Origin of the sequence: Kitasatospora sp. NPDC058406 (assembly GCF_042722765.1) — a bacterium.
Classification (GTDB): Bacteria; Actinomycetota; Actinomycetes; order Streptomycetales; family Streptomycetaceae; genus Kitasatospora.
This window is the reverse complement of sequence record NZ_JBHXKE010000181.1, coordinates 1-20,380: the sequence shown is the minus strand read 5'-3', so window position 1 is coordinate 20,380 and position 20,380 is coordinate 1. Positions and strand designations below refer to the sequence as shown.

Annotated in this window: 23 protein-coding genes; 10 read left to right on the top strand and 13 right to left on the bottom strand. The window is 73.2% G+C overall.

The features are described 5' to 3' along the window. Positions 1 to 106: 106 nt before the first annotated feature. The 4 genes from ACFWOG_RS29090 to ACFWOG_RS29075 form a co-directional block, all read right to left on the bottom strand. Positions 107 to 2,677 (bottom strand): FtsX-like permease family protein, encoded by a 2,571-nt coding sequence (locus tag ACFWOG_RS29090; RefSeq protein WP_329950806.1) that lies wholly within the window; start codon positions 2,675 to 2,677, stop codon positions 107 to 109. Between the two features lie 19 nt (positions 2,678 to 2,696). Beyond that, positions 2,697 to 3,485 carry an ABC transporter ATP-binding protein gene (locus ACFWOG_RS29085; RefSeq protein ID WP_380361762.1) on the bottom strand — a complete coding sequence of 263 codons (789 nt, stop codon included), beginning with the start codon at positions 3,483 to 3,485 and terminating at the stop codon, positions 2,697 to 2,699. A 379-nt stretch (positions 3,486 to 3,864) separates the two neighbouring features. Then, complete coding sequence (gene ssuE, locus ACFWOG_RS29080; RefSeq protein WP_329882758.1) at positions 3,865 to 4,419, bottom strand: NADPH-dependent FMN reductase; 555 nt, start codon at positions 4,417 to 4,419, stop codon at positions 3,865 to 3,867. Positions 4,420 to 4,604: 185 nt separating this feature from the next. Beyond that, positions 4,605 to 4,682: a putative leader peptide gene (locus ACFWOG_RS29075; RefSeq protein ID WP_376098469.1), complete on the bottom strand. Its 78-nt coding sequence runs from the start codon at positions 4,680 to 4,682 to the stop codon at positions 4,605 to 4,607. A gap of 375 nt (positions 4,683 to 5,057) precedes the next feature. Here ACFWOG_RS29075 and ACFWOG_RS29070 point away from each other — a divergent pair, with 375 nt between their 5' ends. Both ACFWOG_RS29070 and ACFWOG_RS29065 read left to right on the top strand, forming a co-directional pair. Beyond that, a complete protein-coding gene (locus tag ACFWOG_RS29070; protein WP_380361760.1) occupies positions 5,058 to 6,446 on the top strand; it encodes an LCP family protein in 1,389 nt (462 codons plus the stop codon). Between the two features lie 48 nt (positions 6,447 to 6,494). Continuing rightward, the gene (locus ACFWOG_RS29065; protein WP_380361758.1) at positions 6,495 to 6,989 is read left to right on the top strand and encodes a hypothetical protein; all 495 of its coding nucleotides are present in this window, start codon (positions 6,495 to 6,497) and stop codon (positions 6,987 to 6,989) included. A 50-nt stretch (positions 6,990 to 7,039) separates the two neighbouring features. Here ACFWOG_RS29065 and ACFWOG_RS29060 read toward each other — a convergent pair whose 3' ends face one another. Continuing rightward, positions 7,040 to 7,660 carry a hypothetical protein gene (locus tag ACFWOG_RS29060; protein WP_380361756.1) on the bottom strand — a complete coding sequence of 207 codons (621 nt, stop codon included), beginning with the start codon at positions 7,658 to 7,660 and terminating at the stop codon, positions 7,040 to 7,042. A 188-nt stretch (positions 7,661 to 7,848) separates the two neighbouring features. On the opposite strand from ACFWOG_RS29060, the gene ACFWOG_RS29055 reads away from it, so the two are divergent. Continuing rightward, positions 7,849 to 8,382: an NUDIX hydrolase gene (locus tag ACFWOG_RS29055; RefSeq protein WP_380361754.1), complete on the top strand. Its 534-nt coding sequence runs from the start codon at positions 7,849 to 7,851 to the stop codon at positions 8,380 to 8,382. Between the two features lie 84 nt (positions 8,383 to 8,466). After that, positions 8,467 to 8,991, top strand: coding sequence for a peptidylprolyl isomerase (locus tag ACFWOG_RS29050; protein ID WP_329950802.1), 525 nt, complete (start codon positions 8,467 to 8,469; stop codon positions 8,989 to 8,991). A gap of 127 nt (positions 8,992 to 9,118) precedes the next feature. Here the strand turns inward: ACFWOG_RS29050 and ACFWOG_RS29045 are convergent, their stop codons facing one another. Continuing rightward, positions 9,119 to 9,697, bottom strand: coding sequence for a TetR-like C-terminal domain-containing protein (locus ACFWOG_RS29045; protein WP_329950801.1), 579 nt, complete (start codon positions 9,695 to 9,697; stop codon positions 9,119 to 9,121). A 98-nt stretch (positions 9,698 to 9,795) separates the two neighbouring features. Here ACFWOG_RS29045 and ACFWOG_RS29040 point away from each other — a divergent pair, with 98 nt between their 5' ends. Next, on the top strand, positions 9,796 to 10,236 hold the full coding sequence (locus ACFWOG_RS29040) for a DoxX family protein (protein ID WP_380361752.1): 441 nt from the start codon (positions 9,796 to 9,798) through the stop codon (positions 10,234 to 10,236). Between the two features lie 109 nt (positions 10,237 to 10,345). On the opposite strand, the gene ACFWOG_RS29035 is transcribed toward ACFWOG_RS29040, so the two are convergent. Together ACFWOG_RS29035 and ACFWOG_RS29030 are read right to left on the bottom strand one after the other, a co-directional pair. Continuing rightward, positions 10,346 to 10,840, bottom strand: coding sequence for a peptidylprolyl isomerase (locus ACFWOG_RS29035; protein WP_380361750.1), 495 nt, complete (start codon positions 10,838 to 10,840; stop codon positions 10,346 to 10,348). 107 nt (positions 10,841 to 10,947) lie between these two features. Beyond that, positions 10,948 to 11,586, bottom strand: a complete 639-nt coding sequence (locus ACFWOG_RS29030) for a class I SAM-dependent DNA methyltransferase (protein WP_380361748.1) — start codon at positions 11,584 to 11,586, stop codon at positions 10,948 to 10,950. Positions 11,587 to 11,649: 63 nt separating this feature from the next. Between ACFWOG_RS29030 and ACFWOG_RS29025 the strand changes: the two genes are divergently transcribed. The 3 genes from ACFWOG_RS29025 (at position 11,650) to ACFWOG_RS29015 (ending at position 13,385) form a co-directional block, all read left to right on the top strand. Beyond that, on the top strand, positions 11,650 to 12,261 hold the full coding sequence (locus ACFWOG_RS29025) for an NAD(P)H-dependent oxidoreductase (RefSeq protein ID WP_329882748.1): 612 nt from the start codon (positions 11,650 to 11,652) through the stop codon (positions 12,259 to 12,261). 255 nt (positions 12,262 to 12,516) lie between these two features. Then, a complete protein-coding gene (locus tag ACFWOG_RS29020; protein WP_329882747.1) occupies positions 12,517 to 13,116 on the top strand; it encodes a hypothetical protein in 600 nt (199 codons plus the stop codon). A 50-nt stretch (positions 13,117 to 13,166) separates the two neighbouring features. Further along, the gene (locus ACFWOG_RS29015) at positions 13,167 to 13,385 is read left to right on the top strand and encodes a DUF397 domain-containing protein (protein ID WP_329882746.1); all 219 of its coding nucleotides are present in this window, start codon (positions 13,167 to 13,169) and stop codon (positions 13,383 to 13,385) included. A 48-nt stretch (positions 13,386 to 13,433) separates the two neighbouring features. On the opposite strand, the gene ACFWOG_RS29010 is transcribed toward ACFWOG_RS29015, so the two are convergent. The 3 genes from ACFWOG_RS29010 to ACFWOG_RS29000 form a co-directional block, all read right to left on the bottom strand. Next, positions 13,434 to 13,913, bottom strand: coding sequence for a GNAT family N-acetyltransferase (locus tag ACFWOG_RS29010; protein WP_355403860.1), 480 nt, complete (start codon positions 13,911 to 13,913; stop codon positions 13,434 to 13,436). Positions 13,914 to 13,957: 44 nt separating this feature from the next. Beyond that, the gene (locus ACFWOG_RS29005; protein WP_380361744.1) at positions 13,958 to 15,256 is read right to left on the bottom strand and encodes a beta-ketoacyl-[acyl-carrier-protein] synthase family protein; all 1,299 of its coding nucleotides are present in this window, start codon (positions 15,254 to 15,256) and stop codon (positions 13,958 to 13,960) included. Positions 15,257 to 15,455: 199 nt separating this feature from the next. Next, positions 15,456 to 16,757, bottom strand: coding sequence for an LCP family protein (locus ACFWOG_RS29000; protein ID WP_380361742.1), 1,302 nt, complete (start codon positions 16,755 to 16,757; stop codon positions 15,456 to 15,458). A 211-nt stretch (positions 16,758 to 16,968) separates the two neighbouring features. On the opposite strand from ACFWOG_RS29000, the gene ACFWOG_RS28995 reads away from it, so the two are divergent. Continuing rightward, positions 16,969 to 18,306 (top strand): UDP-glucose/GDP-mannose dehydrogenase family protein, encoded by a 1,338-nt coding sequence (locus ACFWOG_RS28995; protein ID WP_329882742.1) that lies wholly within the window; start codon positions 16,969 to 16,971, stop codon positions 18,304 to 18,306. A gap of 89 nt (positions 18,307 to 18,395) precedes the next feature. Here the strand turns inward: ACFWOG_RS28995 and ACFWOG_RS28990 are convergent, their stop codons facing one another. Beyond that, the gene (locus ACFWOG_RS28990) at positions 18,396 to 18,557 is read right to left on the bottom strand and encodes a hypothetical protein (RefSeq protein WP_380361740.1); all 162 of its coding nucleotides are present in this window, start codon (positions 18,555 to 18,557) and stop codon (positions 18,396 to 18,398) included. Between the two features lie 354 nt (positions 18,558 to 18,911). Here ACFWOG_RS28990 and ACFWOG_RS28985 point away from each other — a divergent pair, with 354 nt between their 5' ends. Further along, a complete protein-coding gene (locus tag ACFWOG_RS28985) occupies positions 18,912 to 19,688 on the top strand; it encodes a TIGR04222 domain-containing membrane protein (protein WP_329882740.1) in 777 nt (258 codons plus the stop codon). A 56-nt stretch (positions 19,689 to 19,744) separates the two neighbouring features. Here the strand turns inward: ACFWOG_RS28985 and ACFWOG_RS28980 are convergent, their stop codons facing one another. Next, positions 19,745 to 20,164 carry a CoA-binding protein gene (locus ACFWOG_RS28980; protein ID WP_380361737.1) on the bottom strand — a complete coding sequence of 140 codons (420 nt, stop codon included), beginning with the start codon at positions 20,162 to 20,164 and terminating at the stop codon, positions 19,745 to 19,747. Between the last annotated feature and the right edge of the window lie 216 nt (positions 20,165 to 20,380).

Below are 20,380 nucleotides of genomic sequence, written 5' to 3'. Positions count from 1 at the left end.
CGCCACCCTGCCCCTTCCTGCCGGGCGTCCCCCCGGCCCCCCGACCGGGGGCACGCCCTCGGGAGTCCGTCCGGGGTCGGACCGGTCCGACCCCGGACGGACCGGGTCAGTCCGTCGCGATGGCCGAGAGGACGTTCATCCGACCGGCCCGGAAGGCCGGGACGAGGGCGGCCAGCAGGCCGATGACCACCGAGGCGGCCAGCGTGGCGACGATCGTCCCGACCGGGACGGCGAGCGCCTCCAGCCCCTGCGACTTGAGCACCTGTTGGCCGGTGATCCCCCAGGCCAGGCCGAGGCCGGTGCCGAGCACCGCGCCGAACAGCGCGATCACCACGGATTCGAGGCGGATCATCCGGCGGAGCTGGCGGCGGGAGAGCCCGATCGCCCGGAGCAGGCCGATCTCGCGGGTCCGCTCGACCACCGAGAGCGCCAGGGTGTTGACGACGCCGAGCACCGCGACCACGATCGCCAGGCCGAGCAGGCCGTAGATCATGTAGAGCAGGGTGTTGACCTGCTCCTGGACGAGCTCCTTGTAGCCGGCCTGGTCGCGGACGGAGGCCTGCGGGTACTCCTTGAGTGACTCCTCCAGTGCGGCGAGCGTCTTGGTGACGTCCGCCCCGGAGACGGCCTTGCCGAAGAGCACCGCGTCGACCGGCAGGTCGGCGGCCGGGACCGCCTTCGTCACGGCGGCGAGGTCGGCGAAGGTGGAGCCGTCGAAGAGCGAGTTGCCCTTGGTCATGACGACCCCGACCGGCAGCGACTGGGTGCGCCCCTTGCCGTAGTCGATCCTGACGGTGTCGCCGACCTTGAGGCCGTGCTCCTTGGCGTAGTCCTCGCCGACGGCCAGCGAGCCCTGCTTGAGCGACTCGGCGGTGCCCGCCTTGACCGGCAGGCGGAAGTCGTCGGCGAAGGTGGCGGAGACGGCGGAGATGCCATCCTCCGTGGTCCTGCCGTCCGGCGTGGTGAAGACCGCCGGGAGGAACTTCTGCTCGGTGACGTGGTCCACGCCCGAGGTCTTCCGCACCGCGTCGACCATGCCCGGGGTGATGCCGGTCTGCCCCGCCGAGATGATGTAGTCGGCGCCCACCGAGCGGTCGATCTGCTGGTTGGTGGACTCGATCACCGACGAGGTGAAGACCGAGGCACCGATCACCAGCGCCAGTCCGATCATCAGCGCGGCGGCCGTGGCGCCGGTCCGCCGCGGGTTGCGCATCGCGTTGCGCTGGGCGAGCCTGCCGGACGGGCCGAACAGCGAGGGCAGGAACGCCCCCAGCACCCGGACCACGGTGGTGGCCAGCAGCGGGCCGAGGACCACGAAGCCGACCAGGGTGAGGAACACTCCCAGGCCCAGGTACTGGCCGCCGGTGGCGGCCTTCTCCGCCTTCGCGGCCAGGACCAGCAGGCCCCCGCCGCCCGCCGTCAGCACCAGGCCGAGGACCGCCCGGACGGTGTTGGACCGGGCCTCGGCCGGGGTCCCGTGGTCGCGCAGGGCGGCGATCGGCGCGATCCGGCTGGCCCGGCGGGCCGGGATCCAGGCCGCGAGCACGGTGATCACGATGCCCACCGCGTACCCGGCGAGCGGGACGTTCAGCCCGATCTTCAGGTCCGAGGCGCTGAGGTGCATGCCGGCGGCGTTCATCAGCTGGATCAGGCCGACCGCGAGGCCGAGCCCGGCACCGATGCCGAGCGTCGAACCCACCGCGCCGAGGAGCAGTGCCTCCACCAGCACCGAGCGGTTGACCTGGCGGCGGCTGCCGCCGACGGCACGGAGCAGGCCGATCTCCCGGGTGCGCTGGGCGACCAGCATCGAGAAGGTGTTGATGATCAGGAAGCCGCCGACCAGCAGCGAGACACCGGCGAACCCGAGCATGGCGTACTTCATGAAGTCCAGGAAGGACCCGACGTCCTTGGCCCCCTCCTCCTTCTGCTCGGCGGCCGTCTTCGCCTGGTAGCCGCCGCCGAGCTTGGCGAGGGCGTCGGCCTTGAGCTGGTCGTCGGAGCGGCTGCCGTCGCCGAACAGCTCGACGGAGGTGTAGGCGGCCTGCCCCAGCAGGAGGCCCTGCGCCGTCGGGGTGTCGAGGAAGGCCAGTGCCGCGCCCGGGTTGGTGGTCCTGAAGGTGGCGATACCGGCGATGGTGAGGTCGTGCTTGCCGTCCGCGGTGAGCACGCGCAGCTTCCCGCCGAGGGCGAGACCGGCCTTCTTCGCCGTGTCGGCGTCGAGCACGACCTGGTCGGCGCCCTGCGGCGCGTGACCGGAGGTGATCTCGACCGGGTTGCGCGGGGTGTCCGCCCAGTTGCCGGTCATCGTCGGGGCGCCGTTGGTCGGGCCGACCTTCTTGTTGGTGGCCGGGTCGACCAGGACGGCGTTGGTGACGAAGATCTGACCGATCGCGGACTTCACGCCGGGAACGACGGAGACCTTCTGGAGGGTGTCGACGGGTATCGTCCGCGCCTTGCCCCGGGCGTCGTCGTCCTCCTCGCCGAACTCGGCCTTGGCCGGCTGGACGGAGAGGTCGGAGGCGGTCGAGGCGAAGAGCTTGTCGAAGGTGCTGGTCGCGGTGTTGGAGAACACCAGCGTCCCGGAGACGAACGCGACCGACAGCACGACCGCGACCAGGGAGAGCAGCATCCGGCCCTTGTGGGCGAAGAAGCTTCTGAGTGACGTCTTGAGCAGCATGGTCCGGTGTCCCCCGCGCTCAGCTGGTGCGCTTGCCGTCGAAGCGGCGCATGCGCTCCAGGACGGAATCAGCGGTCGGGGCGTACATCTCGTCGACGATCACGCCGTCGGCGAGGAAGAGCACGCGGTCCGCGTAGCCGGCGGCGACCGGGTCGTGGGTGACCATGACGATGGTCTGGCCCAGCTCGTCGACCGAGCGGCGCAGGAAGGAGAGCACCTCGGCGCCGGAACGGGAGTCGAGGTTTCCGGTGGGCTCGTCCCCGAAGATGATCTCCGGGCGGGCGGCCAGCGCCCGGGCCACCGCGACGCGCTGCTGCTGGCCGCCGGAGAGCTGGGTCGGGCGGTGCTTGAGGCGGTCCGCCAGGCCGACGGTCTCCACCACCCGGTCGAGCCAGGCGGCGTCCGGCTTGCGCCCGGCGATGTCCATCGGGAGCGTGATGTTCTCCAGCGCGTTCAGTGTCGGGAGCAGGTTGAACGCCTGGAAGATGAAGCCGATCTTGTCCCGGCGCAGCTTGGTGAGCTGCTTGTCCTTCAGGCCGGTGATCTCGGTGTCACCGATCCAGATGCGTCCCTCGGTGACCGTGTCCAGCCCGGCCAGGCAGTGCATCAGGGTCGACTTGCCGGAGCCCGAGGGCCCCATGATCGCGGTGAACCGGCCGCGCTGGATGTCGACGTCGACCGCGTCCAGCGCGGTGACCCTGGTCTCGCCCGAACCGTAGGCCTTGGTCACCTGACGCGCCGAGGCGGCGGCGGCAGGGGCACCGCCGGGAAGCTGGGGGTCGTACACGGCTGCTGCTGCCGTCGTCACGTGCGTCTCCTAAGAAGTGGGCCCACCCGTTGCCCCCAGCCTCGTCCTCACCACCTGCCCTGCGACATCGCGCAGGGGATAGTTCTTGACCGGGAGTTAGCCCCACCCTCCCGGTGTACCGGAAGCCCGGACCCGACAGAGGCGGGCCCGTTTCGGACGGGTGGGGACAGGAACCACGTTAGGAGTCGGGGCCCACCGTCCTCGTCATCCGACGGGAGGAAGAGGCCCAACCGTAGTTGTACGGGGCGCGGCACCCCTCCCCCTAGGGGTAGCCGCGCCCCACCTCAGGGTGGGCCCGTACGGGAACGCTTCTGACGCTCGGTCATCCCGTTTCGGTTCGCATCCGCACCGGCCGCGGGGGGCGGCCCGGGACGCCCGGTCAGGAGGCCAGGACCGGCGTGGCGAGCCGCTCCAGCGCGGTGGCGAACCCGTCCACCACCGGGCGGAGCAGCACGTCCGTCTCACGCTCGATCACGGTGGCGCCGTCCTCCCGGACGGTGATGTGGCGGTCGAGCACGAACCAGCCCTGGGTGATGTGACCCGCCCCCATCGAGCTGAGCACCGGACGCAGCGCGTAGTCCACCGCCAGCACGTGCGCGGTGGAGCCGCCGGTGGCGAGCGGCAGGACGGCCTTGTCCCGGAGCGCGAACTGCGGCAGCACGTCGAGCAGCGTCTTGAGCAGGCCCGAGTAGGCGGCCTTGTAGACCGGGGTGCCGATCACCACGCCGTCGGCCTCGGCGAACAGCTCCAGGGCGGCCACTATCTCCGGATGCGAGAAGTCGGCGGTGAGCAGGGCGTGCGCCGGGAGGCTGCGCACCTCGAAGGGGACGACGCGGTGGCCGCGCGACTCCAGCTGTGCGTCCACGTGGCGCAGCAGGCGGGTGGTGCGGGAGGTGGCGGACGGGGAGCCGGAGACGGACAGGACGGTGGCCATGGGTTCACCTCGGGGAGGAAGCGGGCGGAACTGCGGGCGGCACGGCACCTCGGCGGCGTCGGACCCACCGGCCCGGCGGCGGGCCGGACGGACGGCGGGCCGGGCGGGGCAGCGGTCAGCGCGCTGCGCGGGCAGCGTCGAGAAGGGGGAGAAGAGGAGGGAGTGGCAGGTTCGACGGTCGAGCGTCAGCCACAACAGAGCGAACAGGACACACGCAGAAGGTCGACGTGACGCCGACGCGTGAGGGTCCATCGCTGATCCATGGCATTCATGCAAACACGCAGCGTTCCGGACGGTCAAGGATCGTCCCGGCAGCCGAACACCAGGTGAGACGGATGGTGAGACGGCAGGTGCGGCGGGTGGCGGCCCGGAGGCCCCGCGGGCTGTGCGGCGGACGCCCCGCGAGCGGCTCGGCGGGCCCCGCGGAGGACGGCGCGGCGGGGCCGGACGGTGCATGGCGGACGAACGACCGGTGCGCGGCGCGGCGGTGGCGTGCGGTGGCGGGCCGGGCACCCCGCGTACGCCCGTCCGGGACCTTGCCGCGGAACGATCCGGCGCGTGCATCAAAACTGCTACAAGGGTCCTGGTGAGGGCCCCGGGGGGAGTCACCGCACCCGGCGTCGGGCATCCTCTCCCACATGAACACGTGGCAGGAGGGCCGCCCCGGTGGCGGCGGGAACTCGTACGGCAGCGGCAACGGTGGCGGTGGCGGCGCGTACGGGCAGAGCGGTGGCGGCGCCCAGGCCGAGCCGCCGCTGCCCTCCTCGATGAACCCGCGCGGCCCGGGCGCCCCGGCGCCCCGGCAGCCGCAGTCCCCGCCCCAGCAGTACGGGCAGCCGGCGGGCGGCGGGCGGCCGGGCGGCGGTCAGCCGCAGCCGCCCGGGTACGGGCCGGCCCAGGGCTACGGCCGGCCGCAGCAGTACGGGCAGCCCGACGGGCGACCGGGGGTACCCCCGCAGGGGACGCCCGGCGGCCCCGGCGCACCCGGGGGGCCGATAACCCCCGGCGGCTCCCAGCCGCCCTCGGCCGCCCGTCCGTCGCGTTGGCCGCGGCGCCGGATCGTCAAGTGGTCGGTCTTCGGCGTCCTGATCGCGCTGATGGTCACGACCGTCTCCACCTGGTTCTGGGCGGACTCCAAGCTCAACCACGAGAACGTGCTCGCCGACTACCCCGGCCGCCCCGCCGCGGGCAAGGGCACCAACTGGCTGATCGTCGGTTCCGACAGCCGCAACGGCCTCTCCGACTCCCAGGAGGAGGACCTTCACACCGGTCACGCGGGCGGCAAGCGCAGTGACTCGATGATGGTCCTGCACGTCGGGGAGAACGGGAACACCCTGATGAGCATCCCGCGCGACTCGTGGGTGCCGATCCCGGACCACCCGGGCGACAACGGCAAGACCGTCAAGTCCGCTCCCGCGAAGATCAATTCGGCCTTCGCGCTGGGCGGCGGGAAGCTGCTGGCGCAGACCGTCGAGATGAACACCGGCATCCGCATCGACCACTACGCCGAGATCGGCTTCGCCGGCTTCGTGGGCATCGTCGACTCGGTCGGCGGCGTGGACATGTGCATCGAGCAGGACGTCAAGGACAAGGACTCCGGCCTCGACCTCAAGGCCGGCTGCCAGACCCTCAGCGGCACCCAGTCGCTGGCCTTCGTCCGCCAGCGCCACCAGATGGCCGACCAGGACCTCGGCCGGATGCGCAACCAGCAGCAGTTCCTCGGCGCCCTGGCCAAGCAGGCGGCCTCCCCCGCCACGGTGCTCAACCCGTTCACCTTCTACCCGCTGGTCTCCTCCGGCCTCGGCACCCTGATCGTCGACGAGGACGCCGGACTGACCGACCTCGGCTCGCTGTTCCTCGCCATGAAGGACGTCAACGGCGGCAGCGGCAAGAGCATCACCGTGCCGATCGCCAACCCGGACTTCAGGACCAGCACCGGGGAGTCGGCGGTCAAGTGGGACACCGCCAAGGCGAAGCAGGTCTTCGAGGCCTTCAAGAACGACACGGCCGTGCCCGAGGTCAAGTGACCGCGGGTCCTGCGTGACGCCGTGTAACGCTCCCGACACAATGGGTGGATGTCTCTCGTCACCGCGCTGATCTACCGCCGCCGTCACCGCCTCCTGGGCCGCCTGGTCCAGGAGGCGCTCGCCGTCTACGGGATGGAGGTGCCGGCCGCCGCCGAGATCGGGCCCGGCCTGGTCGTCTTCCACCGCGGCTTCGGCACCGTCCTGCACCCGTACACCACGCTCGGCTCGGGCGTGACGCTGTACAACGGCGTGACCGTCGGCCGGGCCGACCCGTGGGTGCCGCAGGAGCTGAGCCCGATGCGCCGCGTGGTGGTCGAGGACGGCGCGGTGCTCTGCGCGGGCGCCAAGGTGGTCTGCAAGGAGGGCGTGCTGACCGTGGGGGCGGGCACCGTCGTCGGCGCCAACGCGGTGCTCACCCGCTCCACCGGCCCGGGCGAGGTCTGGGCCGGCGCCCCCGCCCACAAGGTGGGGACGCGGGCGGGATGGGACGGTGAGCGACCGCGCGTGGCGCCGCAGGCGGTGGCGGCGGTGACGGGACCCTAGGCGCCGGCGCCCGGTGACCCGGCGGCGCGGACCGGACCGGACCGGACCGATCAGGGGACGACGATCTGCCGGAGGTGGCCCGTGGCGCACTCCGCGTACCGCTGGACCGGCTCGCCCTCCCCGTCGCACCCCTCCGTCTCGCCGGCGAACCCGTAGTGGATCTCCGGCCCACCGGCGCCGCCGGTCCACCAGGCATCCGCCAGGTGCACCACGAGGGTGGCCGGGTGGTGCGGCTCGGGGCGCTCCAGGACGAGCTCGCGGAGGGTCTCGCCGGGCCGGAAGGCGATCACCGTCTCGCTGGTCCGGATCCGCGCCCGGCCGTCCCCCCGGTCACAGGCCCAGTAGGCGGCCACCTTGACGTCCAACCGGCCCTCGACGCTGCCCTCGCCCGGGCGGACGTACTCCTCCTCGGGCACCCAGCGGGCGTGGTTGCGGATGTCGTCCGGCCCGAACCACTCCGCCCAGGTGACCCAGTAGCCGGCGACCCGTTTGAGCGTCATGCCCTCGCGCACGATCCGCACCGGGATGCGGGTCAGGTTCGCCGGCTCGTCGACGAGCAGCACGCGGCCCTGGCGGTCGACACGGGTGCCACTGTGCGCCTCGAAGGACAGGACGGTCACCTGCTCGAACGTCACCTCGGCGTCGTCCCTGCGTCGACTCGACTGACTCATGGGTGGAACCACCTTGCCGGAGAGCTGAGTTGGTCGGCAGCGGGCACCCCGGAACCGGTGATCCACCCGCGCCAGGGCAGCCTACGGTGCACGGACGGTCGCGATCCGTGATTCCGACGAACCCGCCCGAACCGGTCGGTGCGCGGCTATTCTGCGCGTGCACACCACGTGGAGGAGGTCGGTCCCGAATGGGCGACGCACACTGGCGGGAGCTCCACCGGGAGCCGATCCACAGCGCGTACGGACGCGGCACGGACCGGGTGACCTTCGCCCTCCCGGACGGCCGCGAGGGCGTCTACCACCTCGCGAACGAGTACTCGGCCGCCACCGTCGTCGCCCTGACCCCGGACCGGCGGATCCTCCTGACCAGGCAGTTCAGGCCCGGCCCGCAGGCCCTGCTGTACGAGCTGCCGGGCGGCGTGGTGGAACCCGGCGAGGCGCCGGAGCACGCCGCGTCCCGCGAACTCGCCGAGGAGACCGGCTACCGGGGCACCGTCGAACTCGCGGCCGCCGCCTGGCACGACGCCTACTCCAACGCCCGCCGCTACGCCTTCGTCGCCACCGACTGCACCCCCGCGTCCCGACCGGCGCCCGACCGGGACGAGTTCATCGAGGTCGTAACGATGCCGCTGGAGGAGTTCAGGGCCACCGTGCTGCGGCGCGGGCTGCTCACCGACGTCGGGCCGGCCTACCTGGGCCTGGACCACCTCGGGTTGCTGTAGGCCGATCCCGCGGAGCTCGCCGGAGGGCCACCGGGCCGTGGCAGGATCGGGCGGACGTTTCCCCACCACTCCCGGAGGCATCCCGTGGCCGAGCAGCTGTACGCCGTCCTCAAGACCAACCACGGTGACATCACCGTCAAGCTCTTCCAGTTCCACACCCCGAAGACCGTGCGCAACTTCGTCGAACTCGCCGAGGGCGCCCGGGAGTGGACCGATCCGGCGACCGGGGAGCCGAGCACCGCCCGGCTCTACGACGGCACCACGTTCCACCGGGTCATCCCCGGCTTCATGATCCAGGGCGGCGATCCGCTCGGCACCGGCACCGGCGGTCCCGGCTACTCGTTCCCGGACGAGTTCCACCCCGAGCTCTTCTTCACCAAGCCCTACCTGCTGGCGATGGCCAACTCGGGCCCCAACTCCAACGGCTCGCAGTTCTTCATCACCGTCCGCGCGACCCCGCACCTGAACCGCAAGCACACCATCTTCGGCGAGGTCGCCGACGAGGCCGGCCGGAAGGTCGTCGACTCCGTCGCCGCCACCCCCACCGGCCCGGGCGACCTCCCGCTCGACGCCGTGGTCGTCGAGTCGGTCGTGATCGAGCGCCGCTGACGTCGCACCGTCGCCGCGCGACGACGCTCCGACGACGCACTCGACTTCGCGCTCGACGGCGCGCGGGCGGCCCGCCGAAGGCTCCGGAGCGGGGGGCCGACCCGTCCGGCCTCCCGCTTCCCGCCCCCTACGCCGGGCGGGCGAACACCAGCTCCAGCACCGCCCGCGCCAACTCCTCGACGTCCGCCTCGCCCCGGCTCTCCGGCAGGGCGCCGTTCAGCCAGAGGGCGGCGAAGCCGTGCGCCAGCGACCAGGCCGCGATCGTCGACAGCCGGTCCGCGCCCCCCGACGGCGACAGCTTCCGGCCACTCGCCGCCAGCACCGCGCCCGCCCGCTCCCTCGCCGCGGCCATCTCCGGGTCGTCCGCCCGGTACAGCTCCGGCCGGAACATCACCTCGAAGTACGCCCGGTGGTCGACCGCGAACCGCACGTACGCCACCCCCGCCCCGAACGGGTCCCCCGCCGCGCGCTCCAGGCTGTCCGCGAACAGCTCGAACCCCTCCGCCGCCACCGCGGTCAGCACGCCCGCCTTGTCGCCGAAGTGGTGCGCCGGCGCGGCGTGCGACACCCCCGCCCGCCGTGCCAGCTCGCGCAGGCTCCACCCCGACGGCCCGGACTCGGCGACGGCGGCCAGCGCGGCGTCCAGTACCGCCCGCCGCAGGTTCCCGTGGTGGTAGCCCGGTCGTTCCTGGTCGGTCGTCGCCATGTCCGTTCCTCTCCTGGGTGATCCCCCCACCTTATCTAGTCATTGACAAGATTACCTCCGGGGGGCAATCTTTCCAGTGACAAGATTGGAGTCCGACCATGGCCCCCCTGATCGCGCTCGTCGGCGGCTTCGCCGTCCTCCGCCTGCTCGGCCTGATCGCCGTCGACGGCCTCGACGCCTGGCAGCCCGCCGTCCGCGGCGCCCTGGCGCTGATGTTCGTCACCACCGGCGTGCCGCACTTCGTCCCGTCCTGGCGCCGCCAGTTCGTCGCGATGGTCCCGCCGGCGCTCCCCGCCCCCGCGCTGCTCGTCACCGTCACCGGCGCGCTGGAGCTGGCCGGCGCCGCCGGACTCCTGGTGCCCCCGCTCGCGCCCTTCGCCGCCGCCGGACTCGCCCTGCTGATGCTCGCGATGTTCCCGGCCAACGTCCACGCGGCCCGCCACCGCCTGACCCTCGCGGGGAGGCCGGTCACCCCGCTGCCCGCCCGCACCGCGCTCCAGGTGCTCTTCGTCGCCGCGGCCGTCGCCGCAGCCGTCTGACGGGCCGGGCGGGGCCCCCGGGGCCGCACGGCCCGGCCGGCCCGGAAAAAGCGCGGACGCGGCCCGCATGGTGCGGGCCGCGTCCGAGTGCGGTGAAAGGGACCGGCCCCTACTCCACGATGCCGGAAGCGGCGATGGTGACCTTGGCCGACGGGCGGCCGCTGCGCGAACCGAGCGCCTCGATCTTCTTCACCAGGTCCAGGCCCTCGACGACCTCGCCGAAGACGACGTGCTTGCCGTCCAGCCAGTCGGTCACGATGGTGGTGATGAAGAACTGCGAGCCGTTGGTGTTCTTGCCCGCGTTGGCCATCGAGAGCTGGCCCGGCTTGGTGTGCTTGAGCTGGAAGTTCTCGTCCGCGAACTTCTCGCCGTAGATGCTCTTGCCACCGGTGCCGTCGCCACGGGTGAAGTCGCCGCCCTGGAGCATGAAGTCCGGGATGACGCGGTGGAACGACGAGCCCGCGTAGCCGAAGCCGTGCTGGCCGGTGGCCAGCTCGCGGAAGTTCTGGGCGGTCTTCGGGACGATGTCGTCGAAGAGCGTGAAGACGATGCGGCCGGCCGGCTTGTCGTCGATGGTGATGTCGAAGTAAACGTTGGAACCCATGCAGGGATCATGGCATGTCGCGCGCCCGGGCGCGCGACACCCCCCGAAGCCCGGGCACGCCGCGACGGGGAGGGCGACGCGCCCCGGGCCGGTCCACGGGCCGTGCCTCAGCCCGGCCTGTGCGCGAGCAGGAACGCCTGCGGGGTCTTGTCCTCGCCCACCGGCTCGCGAACCAGGCGGGTGGTGACCGTCAGGCCCGCCCCGGCGGCCAGTGCCGTGACGTGGTCGGGCTGCCGGCGGCGGAAGTCCAGGACCACCGGGTGGCCGAACGGCCGGTCGACACGGAGCGGCCGGTCGCCGACCTGGAAGGCCAGCAGGAGGTGGCCGCCGGGCGCGAGGACGCGGTGGAACTCGGCGAAGACCCGGGGCAGGTGCTCCTCCGGGGTGTGGATGATCGAGTACCAGGCCACCGCTCCGGCCAGCTCGCCGTCGGCGTAGGGGAGTTCCAGCAACGAGCCGACCTCGAACCGGAGCCCGGGATAGGTGGCCCGGGCCACCTCGACCATGCGCGGGGAGAGGTCGAGGCCCGAGACGTCCAGGCCCAGCCGGGCCAGGTGATCGGTCACCCGGCCCGGTCCGCAGCCGAGTTCGACCGCCCGGCCGTCGCCCACCAGCTCGGCGAAGGCCGCCAGCATCGCCCGGTCCAGCGGCTCGGCCGCCAGCTCGTCGCGGTAGCGGTCGGCGTAGTCGACGGCCACCGCGTCGTAGAACGCCCGGGCCGCGGTCAGGAACTCCGGTTCGGTCATGGTCCCCGACCCTATCGGGGCTAGCATCGCCGCCAGAAACAACCGGCCTAGGGGAAAAGGGACATGATGCGGATCGGGGTCTATCTGGCGCACCCTCGGACGGGCAGCTTCAACCACGCGCTGTTCGGGGCCGTCGTCGACGAGCTGCGGGAACGGCGCGGCTGCGAGGTCGTCGCGCACGACCTGTACGCGGAGGGGTTCTCCCCGCTGCTGACCCCCGAGGAGACGGAGACCGTGGCCGAGCACGGGCCGCAGCGGCCGGGGGCCGGTGATCCCCTACTCGCCCTCCACCGGGCCGAGGTGGCCGCCCTGGACGCGCTGGTCCTGATCCACCCGAACTGGTGGGGCATGCCGCCCGCCGTGCTCACCGGCTGGGTGCAACGGGTGCTCGTCCCGGGAGTGGCCTACAAGCTGGGCACGGCGGACGGCGAGCCGGTCGGGCTGCTGCGGGCCGGACGGGCACTGGTGCTGAACACCTCGGACACCCCGGAGGACCGCGAACGCGAGGAGTTCGGGGATCCGCTGCAACGGATCTGGGCGGCCTGCGTCCTGCCGTACGTGGGCGTCACCGACGTGCGCCGACGGGTGTTCCGCACCGTGACGGACTCGTCCGACGACGTCCGCGCGCAGTGGCTCCGCCAGGCGCGGCAGGAGGCCGCGGCGCTGATCGGCTGAGGCCGGCCGGAGGAACCGTGCGTCGCGCGTAGACGGCGGACCGGGGAGTGACCGTCCGGACCGGGACGTCCGGGTACCGGTGTGCGCGGGCGTGCTAGAACCGGCATCGGGTGTGAACGCTCACCCTGCACCGCACCCCGGCACCACCGCGTCACCGCGCAACCCCGCGCCCGTCCGTGGCGCGTCGTGCCACCCGTGCCACCTGCGTCACCCGTGCGATTCCGTGCAACCCCGGCCACCCAACAAGGGAGACCCATGTTCACCGCACACGCCCCCCGCCGCGCCCCCGTGCGCCTGCTGCTCGCCGCCTTCGCCGCCCTGGCGCTGCTGCTCTCCGGCGCCGCCGCCGCGACCACCGCCTCGGCCACCACGACCGGGCTGGACGGCGCCTGGGCCTGCTCCGTCCCGTCCGGGTACACCTACGACCAGGTGTCCATGAACCGGACCTGCAGCTCCGGCAGCTGGAACGCGCCGCAGTTCCACCTGCGCACCCCCGTCGACGGCCTGACCGCCTGTACCAGCGCGCCCGGCTTCGTCTACGACGCCATCACCTGGGGCAGCGCCTGCAGCCAGCAGCCCGGCGTGACCTCCAACGCGTACCGCCTGCGGACGCCGTACGACGGCCTCACCGCCTGCATGGGCACCCCCGCCTTCACCTACGACCTGATCACCTACACGAGCGGGTGCAGCCTCAATCAGGGGACCCAGGCCACGACCTTCCGGCTGCGCAAGCCGGTCAACGGCCTCTGGGCGTGCCAGGTCCCGAACGGCTTCACCTACAGCGCCACCACCCAGAACTGGGACTGCAGCCACATCCAGGGCGTACCGTCCACCAAGTTCCTGCTGATCGGCTGAATACGGCCGTGGGGGCGGGCCGCCCGGCGGACGCCCGGTAGCCTGCCCCCATGGAGAACGACACGACGCCGGACGCCGAGCCGCTGCACTGGCAGAAGGGGACACTCGACCCCGACGCGCCCGTGCCCTGCCTGGAGATCGCCGCCGACGGGGACCTGATCCGGCTCCGCGAGTCGGACGCCCCCGCGCTCGTCGTCACCACCAGCAAGGCGAAGCTGCGCGCCTTCATCCTGGGCGTGAAGGCGGGCGAGTTCGACCACCTGGTCTGAGGGCCGGCACCCGGTCCGGGGGGCCGGGGCGGTCGGGCCCGCCCGCCGTCAGACGAGGTCCAGCTCCGCGACGGCCTGGTCCCCGCTGAACTCGCCGGTCGGCCGGAAGCCGAGCTTCGCGTAGAACCCGCCGGGCCCGTCGTCGTCCGGCACGTAGGTGACGGTGACCCTGCTGCCGCCGCGCCGCCGGATCTCCTCGCCGACCTGCGCGACCGCGAACCGGCCGTAGCCCCGGCCCTGGGTGTCCGCGGCGATGTTGAGCCGCCACAGACCGGAGCGCGGGAGCTCGCCGGGCCGGTCCGGGTGGAAGGTGACGTCGAAGAAGGCCATCACGAACCCGACCAGCCGGTCGCCGTCGAGGATCAGCCGGGGCCAGGCGATCTCCCCGTGCGCGTAGGCCTCGGCCAGCGACTTGGCCACCGGCGAGACGAAGCGCTCCTGGTCGGGGCGGACCTTCAGTTCCAGTGCCGCGTCGATGTTCTGCGGGGTGATCGGTTCCAGGCGTAGCGACGGTGATGACGTAGACATGGCGGCCACCCTAGTGAGCGGCTCCCCGGGCCGTCGCCCGGATTTCACGGCGCCGGCGTGAACACCAGCGACGCGTTGTGCCCGCCGAACCCGAAGGAGTTGGTGAGCGCGGCGGTGAGCCGCCCCCGGCGCGGGGCGCCGGCGACCACGTCCAGCTCGACCGCCGGGTCCGGCACCTCCAGGTTGCGGGTGGCCGGCACCACCCCGTCACGCAGGGCCAGTACGGCGGCGAGCGCCCCCACCGACCCGGCCGCGCCGAAGAGGTGACCGGTCATCGACTTGGTGGCGGTCACCACCGGGTGCCTCCCGATCGCCTCCAGGACGGACGCCGCCTCGACCAGGTCGCCCAGCGGGGTGGAGGTGGCGTGGGCGTGCACGTGGGCGACGTCCCGGGGCGAGAGCCCGGCCTCGGCCACCGCCCGGCGCATCGCCCGGACCTGCCCCTCGGCGGCGGCCCCGGTGATGTGGTGGGCGTCCGAGGTGACCGCCGCGCCGGCGAGGGTGGCATGGGCGCGGGCCCTGCGGGCGGCGGCGAAGCCGGCCCGCTCCAGGACGACGACCGCCGCGCCCTCGCCGATCACGAAGCCGTCGCGGCCGACGTCGAACGGCCGGGAGGCCCGCCCGGGCTCGTCGTTGCGGGTCGAGTGGGCCCGGGCCTGGGCGAACCCGGCCAGCGGCAGCGGACAGATGCACGCCTCGGCGCCGCCGGCCACCACCACGTCGGCCCGGCCGAGCCGGATCAGGTCCAGACCGAGCGCGATCGCCTCCGCACCGGACGCGCAGGCGCTCACCGGGGTGTGCGCGCCGGCCCGCGCGCCCAGTTCGATCGACACCCAGGCCGCCGGACCGTTGGCCATCAGCATCGGCACGGTGTGCGGCGAGACCTTCCGGACCCCGGCGGCCTCCAGGACGTCGTCCTGGCCGAGCATGGTGAGGGCCCCGCCGGTGCCGGTGCCGATCACCACGGCCAGCCGCTCGCCGTCCACCTCGGGCGCCCCCGCGTCGGCCCACGCCTCACGGGCGGCGATCAGTGCGACCTGCTGGCAGCGGTCCAGCCGCCGGGCCTGCACCCGGTCCAGCACCCCGGACGGCTCGACGGCGAGCTGCCCGGCGATCCGGACGGGCAGACCGGACGCCCACTCCGCCTCGATCGGGCGGATCCCCGAGTCGCCGGCCAGCATCGCGGCCCAGGTCGAGGCGACGTCGCCGCCGAGCGGGGTCGTGGCGCCGAGGCCGGTGACGAGCACCGGCTCGGCGACGAGGCCGGCGGCACGGCCGGTGCGGTCGGCGCGGTCGGCGTGGCTAGTGCGGTCGGCGTGGTCGCGGTGGTTGTCGGTACCCATCCAGGACGCTCCGTGGTTGTGGTGAATGTTGTGAGGTCGACACAACCCGCCACATCGATGGATACGGGTCGCTCTCGCCTCTTCAGCCACACTGTCACGGTCGTGACGGGTGTTCAGGCGCGCAAGCCGACCGATTCGACCGGTGGGAGTTTGTGAGAATCCTCCACATCGGCACGGATGCCCCCACGGCCGGCGGAGGTCAGTCGACGTCCGTCCCGAGGAGGTCGCCGGTCCGGTGCTCCTGGAAGTACTGCGCCGTCCGGTCGTTGCGCACCGCCTCCCAGAGCTGGGCGGCCGGGCCTTCGTCCAGCAGCACGACGCTCTGCCCGTCCCGGGTGTCGAAGCCGCCGAAGGGCGCGTTCATGAACCGCACGTCGTCGGCGCGCAACGATCGCAGGCTCCAGGCGAGCTGGTACAGGTCGGTGTTGGAGAGCCGGTCGTCGACCCCGACCACCTCGCCGACCGTGCCCAGCAGGCCGCCGAGCCTGGACGGGCTGGTCAGCGTGCCGGAGTCCATGACCTTCAGCATCAGCGCGCGCAGGAAGTTCTGCTGGCGCTTGGTGCGGTCGAGGTCGCCGCCGGGGAGGCCGTAGCGCTCGCGGACGTAGAGCAGCGCCTGCGCGCCGTCCATGTGGTGGGTACCGGCCTCCCAGGCCCGGGCCTCGCCGACGCCCTCGATGGTGCGCGGGACGGTGATGTCCACGCCGCCGACGGCGTCGGTCAGCGCGCGGAAGCCGTTCCAGTCGATCACGGCGACGTGGTCGATACGGATGCCGGTGAGGTTCTGCACGGTCTCGGTCATCAGCGCCGGGCCGCCCCAGGAGTAGGCGGCGTTCAGCTTGGCTTCGCCGTGGCCGGGGATCGGCACCCAGGTGTCGCGGGGGAGCGAGACCAGGGTGGCGGAGCGGCGGTCGTCGGAGAGGTGCAGCAGCATCATGGTGTCGCTGCGGGCCGCACCCGCCTGCCAGGCCGGGCCCTTGGCGGCGCTGCCGGTGGTCGGGGCGTCGGAGCGGGCGTCCAGGCCCACCAGGAGCAGGTTGAGGCCGCTCGCCGGGACCGGCCGGGGCTGGGCGGACTCCGGCGCGGTGGGGAAGGCGTCCGGGATCCGATGGACGGAGGAGGCGTAGTGCTCGGCGGTCCAGTACAGGGCGCCGCACCCGCCGACGACGAGGACCAGCAGCATGGAGAGCGTCCAGAGCAGGACGCGCCGGGTACGGCGGCGCCGGGCCGGCGGCTCGGGAGTCTCGGGGCTCTCGGCAGTCTCGGGCCCCTCGGGGCTCTCGGGACCGGAGGCGCCGGAGGCGGACGCGTCAGTCTCCCGGGCATCCGGGTCCCGGGCGTCGGGACCGGGGGGACCGGTCGGCGGGGCGGTGGACCCGGCGCGCGGCTCGAACAGGCTCAGCCCGGACGGGGCCCGCACCTCCCCCGGACGCTCCGCCCCCGCCCCGCCCGTCACTTCGTCGTCCGTCCGGCCGTCCACCCGTTCGCCATCCGCCACCATGCGCGCATTGTGCCGCCGGTCACAGTCGCCGCGCGGGGTTTCCGCCGAGCCCGCGCCCGCGTGCGCGCCCCCTGCCCGGAAAGTGAGGCTGCGGCGGCCGAAACCGGAGGTCACACGGGACGGCATGGGCCCGGCTCGTGCGGCCGGATAGCATCGGTGGGCGCGGCCCCCACCGGGACCGTCACCCTCAGCTCGTTCCGAAGGGGAAACCGTGACCCTCCGCATCTCCGTGATCGGCACCGGCTATCTCGGTGCCACCCACGCCGCCGCCATGGCGGAGTTCGGCTTCGAGGTGCTGGGCCTGGACATCGACCCGGAGAAGATCGCCACCCTGACCGCGGGCCAGGTGCCGATGTACGAGCCGGGCCTCTCCGAGCTCCTGCTCAAGCACGTGGCGGGACACGAGGGTTCGACCGGCCGGCTGCGGTTCACCACCTCCGCGAAGGAGGCTGCCGAGTTCGGCGACGTGCACTTCGTCTGCGTCAACACCCCGCAGCGCAAGGGCGAGTTCGCCGCCGACATGTCGTACGTCGACGCGGCCGTCGACGCGCTCGCGCCGCACCTGACCCGCCCGGTGCTGGTGGTCGGCAAGTCCACCGTCCCGGTCGGTTCGGCGAGCCGGCTGGCCGAGCGGCTGGCCGCACAGGCACCGGTCGGCGAGGCCGCCGAACTGGCCTGGAACCCGGAGTTCCTCCGTGAGGGCTTCGCCGTCCAGGACACCCTGCGCCCGGACCGGATCGTGATCGGCACCCGCGACGGCCGCGCCGAGCAGCTGCTGCGCCAGGTGTACGCGGAGCCGATCGCCGCCGGGGTTCCGTTCCTGGTCACCGACTACGCCACCGCCGAGCTGGTGAAGACCGCCGCCAACTCCTTCCTCGCCACCAAGATCTCCTTCATCAACGCGATGGCGGAGGTCTGCGAGGCGGCCGGAGCCGACGTCACCCAGCTGAGCAAGGCGCTCGCGCTGGACGAGCGGATCGGCGGCAAGTTCCTCAACTCCGGTCTCGGCTTCGGCGGCGGCTGCCTGCCGAAGGACATCCGGGCGTTCATGGCCCGGGCCGGCGAGCTGGGCGCCGATCAGGCGCTGACCTTCCTCCGCGAGGTCGACTCGATCAACATGCGCCGCCGCTCCCGGATGGTCGAGCTGGCCCGCGAGCAGTGCGTCGGTGGCTTCCTGGGCCGCCGGGTCGCCGTCCTCGGCGCCGCGTTCAAGCCCAACTCCGACGACATCCGGGACTCCCCCGCGCTCAACGTCGCCGCCCAGATCCAGCTGCAGGGCGCACAGGTCACCGTCTACGACCCCAAGGCGATGGACAACGCCCGCAAGATGTTCCCCGGCCTGACGTACGCCGGCTCGCCGCTGGAGGCCGCCGAGGGCGCGCACGTCGTCCTGCACCTCACCGAGTGGCAGGAGTTCCGCGAGCTCGACCCCGCCGAACTGGGCGCGGTGGTCGCCGAGCGCCGCCTCCTGGACGGCCGCAACGTGCTCGACGCCGACGCCTGGCGTGCCGCCGGCTGGACCTACCGGGCCCTCGGCCGCCCGAGCTGACCCGACCGGGACGGCGCCCCGGTCAGTGGGCCGCCCCGGTCAGTGCCCGATCGGCGCCCGCCCGCATCCGGACGGGGCACCCGCTGCTGCTACAGGTAGACGTCCGAGACCTCGAACGTCTGGACGCTCAGCGCACCACAGCCCGACCAGAAACGGCCGCCCTGGATCAGGGTGTCCTCGTAGTACCGGTAGCGCTGGCCGTCGCCGTCACCGACGCCGGTGACCCAGCGCTTGACGAGGGCGCCCTCCACCCCGGGCCCGCTGAACCGGGACAGGTCGAAGGTGAGCCGCTGCGCGTTCTGGTAGTTGGCGGCGACGATGACCAGCTTGTGGTTGACGCCGTCGTACGCGGCGACCGCGTCGGGGTGCCCGGCGTTCGTGTAGAGGCAGCCCCCTCCTGGATGGTGTTCATCAACGGCTTGTACCCCCGGTCCAGGCCTGGCTCGTTGACCGGCTGGACCGAGGCGAAGTCGATGCCCCGGTGGTCCCGCGCGTAGCGGGCCACCGTCGCCAGGTCGGCCGCCTTGTGCCGGGCCGTCACCGCTCCCACACTGTGGAGGCGGTGGCCGGCCGGGCCGCCTCGGAGCGGGGGTGCCGTGGGAGCCGTGACCGTCCTGTTCATCGCCTCCGTCGTGGTGGTGGGCTACAACGTGTTCAGGGCCGCCACGGCCGTGGCGGCCCTCCGCCGGGCCGAACGGACCCCGAGGCGCTCGGGCTTCACCACGGGCCCCTACGAACTCGCCTACCTGGCGGAACACCTGGCCGAGACCGCGATCGCCGTGATGCACCAGGAGGGCCGGCTGACGGCGTCCCGCTCGGGCACGGTCACCGTCACCGATCCGGCCACCGCCGCCGAGATCGAGGTGCCCGCCGAGGCCACCGTGGTCCTCGCCGTCGGCCCGACCCGGACCCGCGGCCTGGCCGACCTGCTCGACGACCGGCGGCTCTCCGGGTGGCAGCTCTCCGAGGCGTCCGCGGAGCTCCACGACCGCCTGGTGGCGTCCGGTCTGCTCCGGGACCAGCGGCTGTACGCGAAGGCGCGGGCCGGTTACCAGTCGGCGCCCTTCGCGCCGGTCCTGGTCGGGCTGGCAGGGGCGGTCGCACTCTGGCAGGCGGATCTGCACGAGGGTCCGGTGCGACTGGTCCAGGTGGGCTTCGGGGTCGTGCTCGCGGCGGCCCTCGCCGTCGCCCTGTGGCCGCGGCCCCGGCCGAGCCGCACCACCGAGCTCGGCCGGAAGGTGCTGGCGCGGGCCCGGTCCTCCTCCGCGGGGGACTCCCCCGCCGTCCTCGTCGCGCTCGGCGGGCTCGCCGCGCTCCCGCCGGACCACCCGCTGGCGACGGCCGGGGCGGCCACCTACGTCCCGCCCGGGACCGCCCGGTAGGGGCCGGACGACCGGGGCCGGAAGGTCAGGGCCGGAAGGTCAGGGCCGGACAGGGCCTAAGGGGTGGCCGGGCCGAGCCTCGGGATCTCGATGGCGGGGCACCTGTCCATCACCATCTCCAGCCCGCCAGCGCGCGCCCGCTCGTACGCGCCCTCGTCGATCACGCCGAGCTGGAACCAGACGGCCTTGGCGCCGATGGCCGCGGCCTCGTCCACGACCGGCCCGGCGAGGTCGGAGTTGACGAACACGTCGACCACGTCGACCTCGAAGGGGATCTCCGCGAGGGAGGCGTACCCCTGCTCGCCGTGCACCGTCTCCGCCTTCGGGTGCACGGGCACGATCCGCTTGCCGAAGCGCTGGAGCACCTCGGCCACCCCGTAGGCCGCGCGCCGCCGGTTGGACGAGAGGCCGACGACGGCCCAGGTGTCGCCCGTCTCGGTCAGGATCCTGCGGACCGTCTCCGGGTCGCCGTACATGCCGTGCCTCCTCGTGTCCCGCTGTGCCGGTGCTCTCGGGCTGTACCCGGCGCTCCGGGCGCCGGGGCCTCGTCATGCCCAGCGCAGCCCGGCGCCGGGTCATTCCCGCTCGCGGACGCCCCGGAGCCCGGCCCGGCGGGGGGGACCCCCCGGACCCCGCTCCCCGGCCCGTGCCCGGGCCCGCCCCGGGGGGAGGGGCCGGCCGGCGGCCCCAAG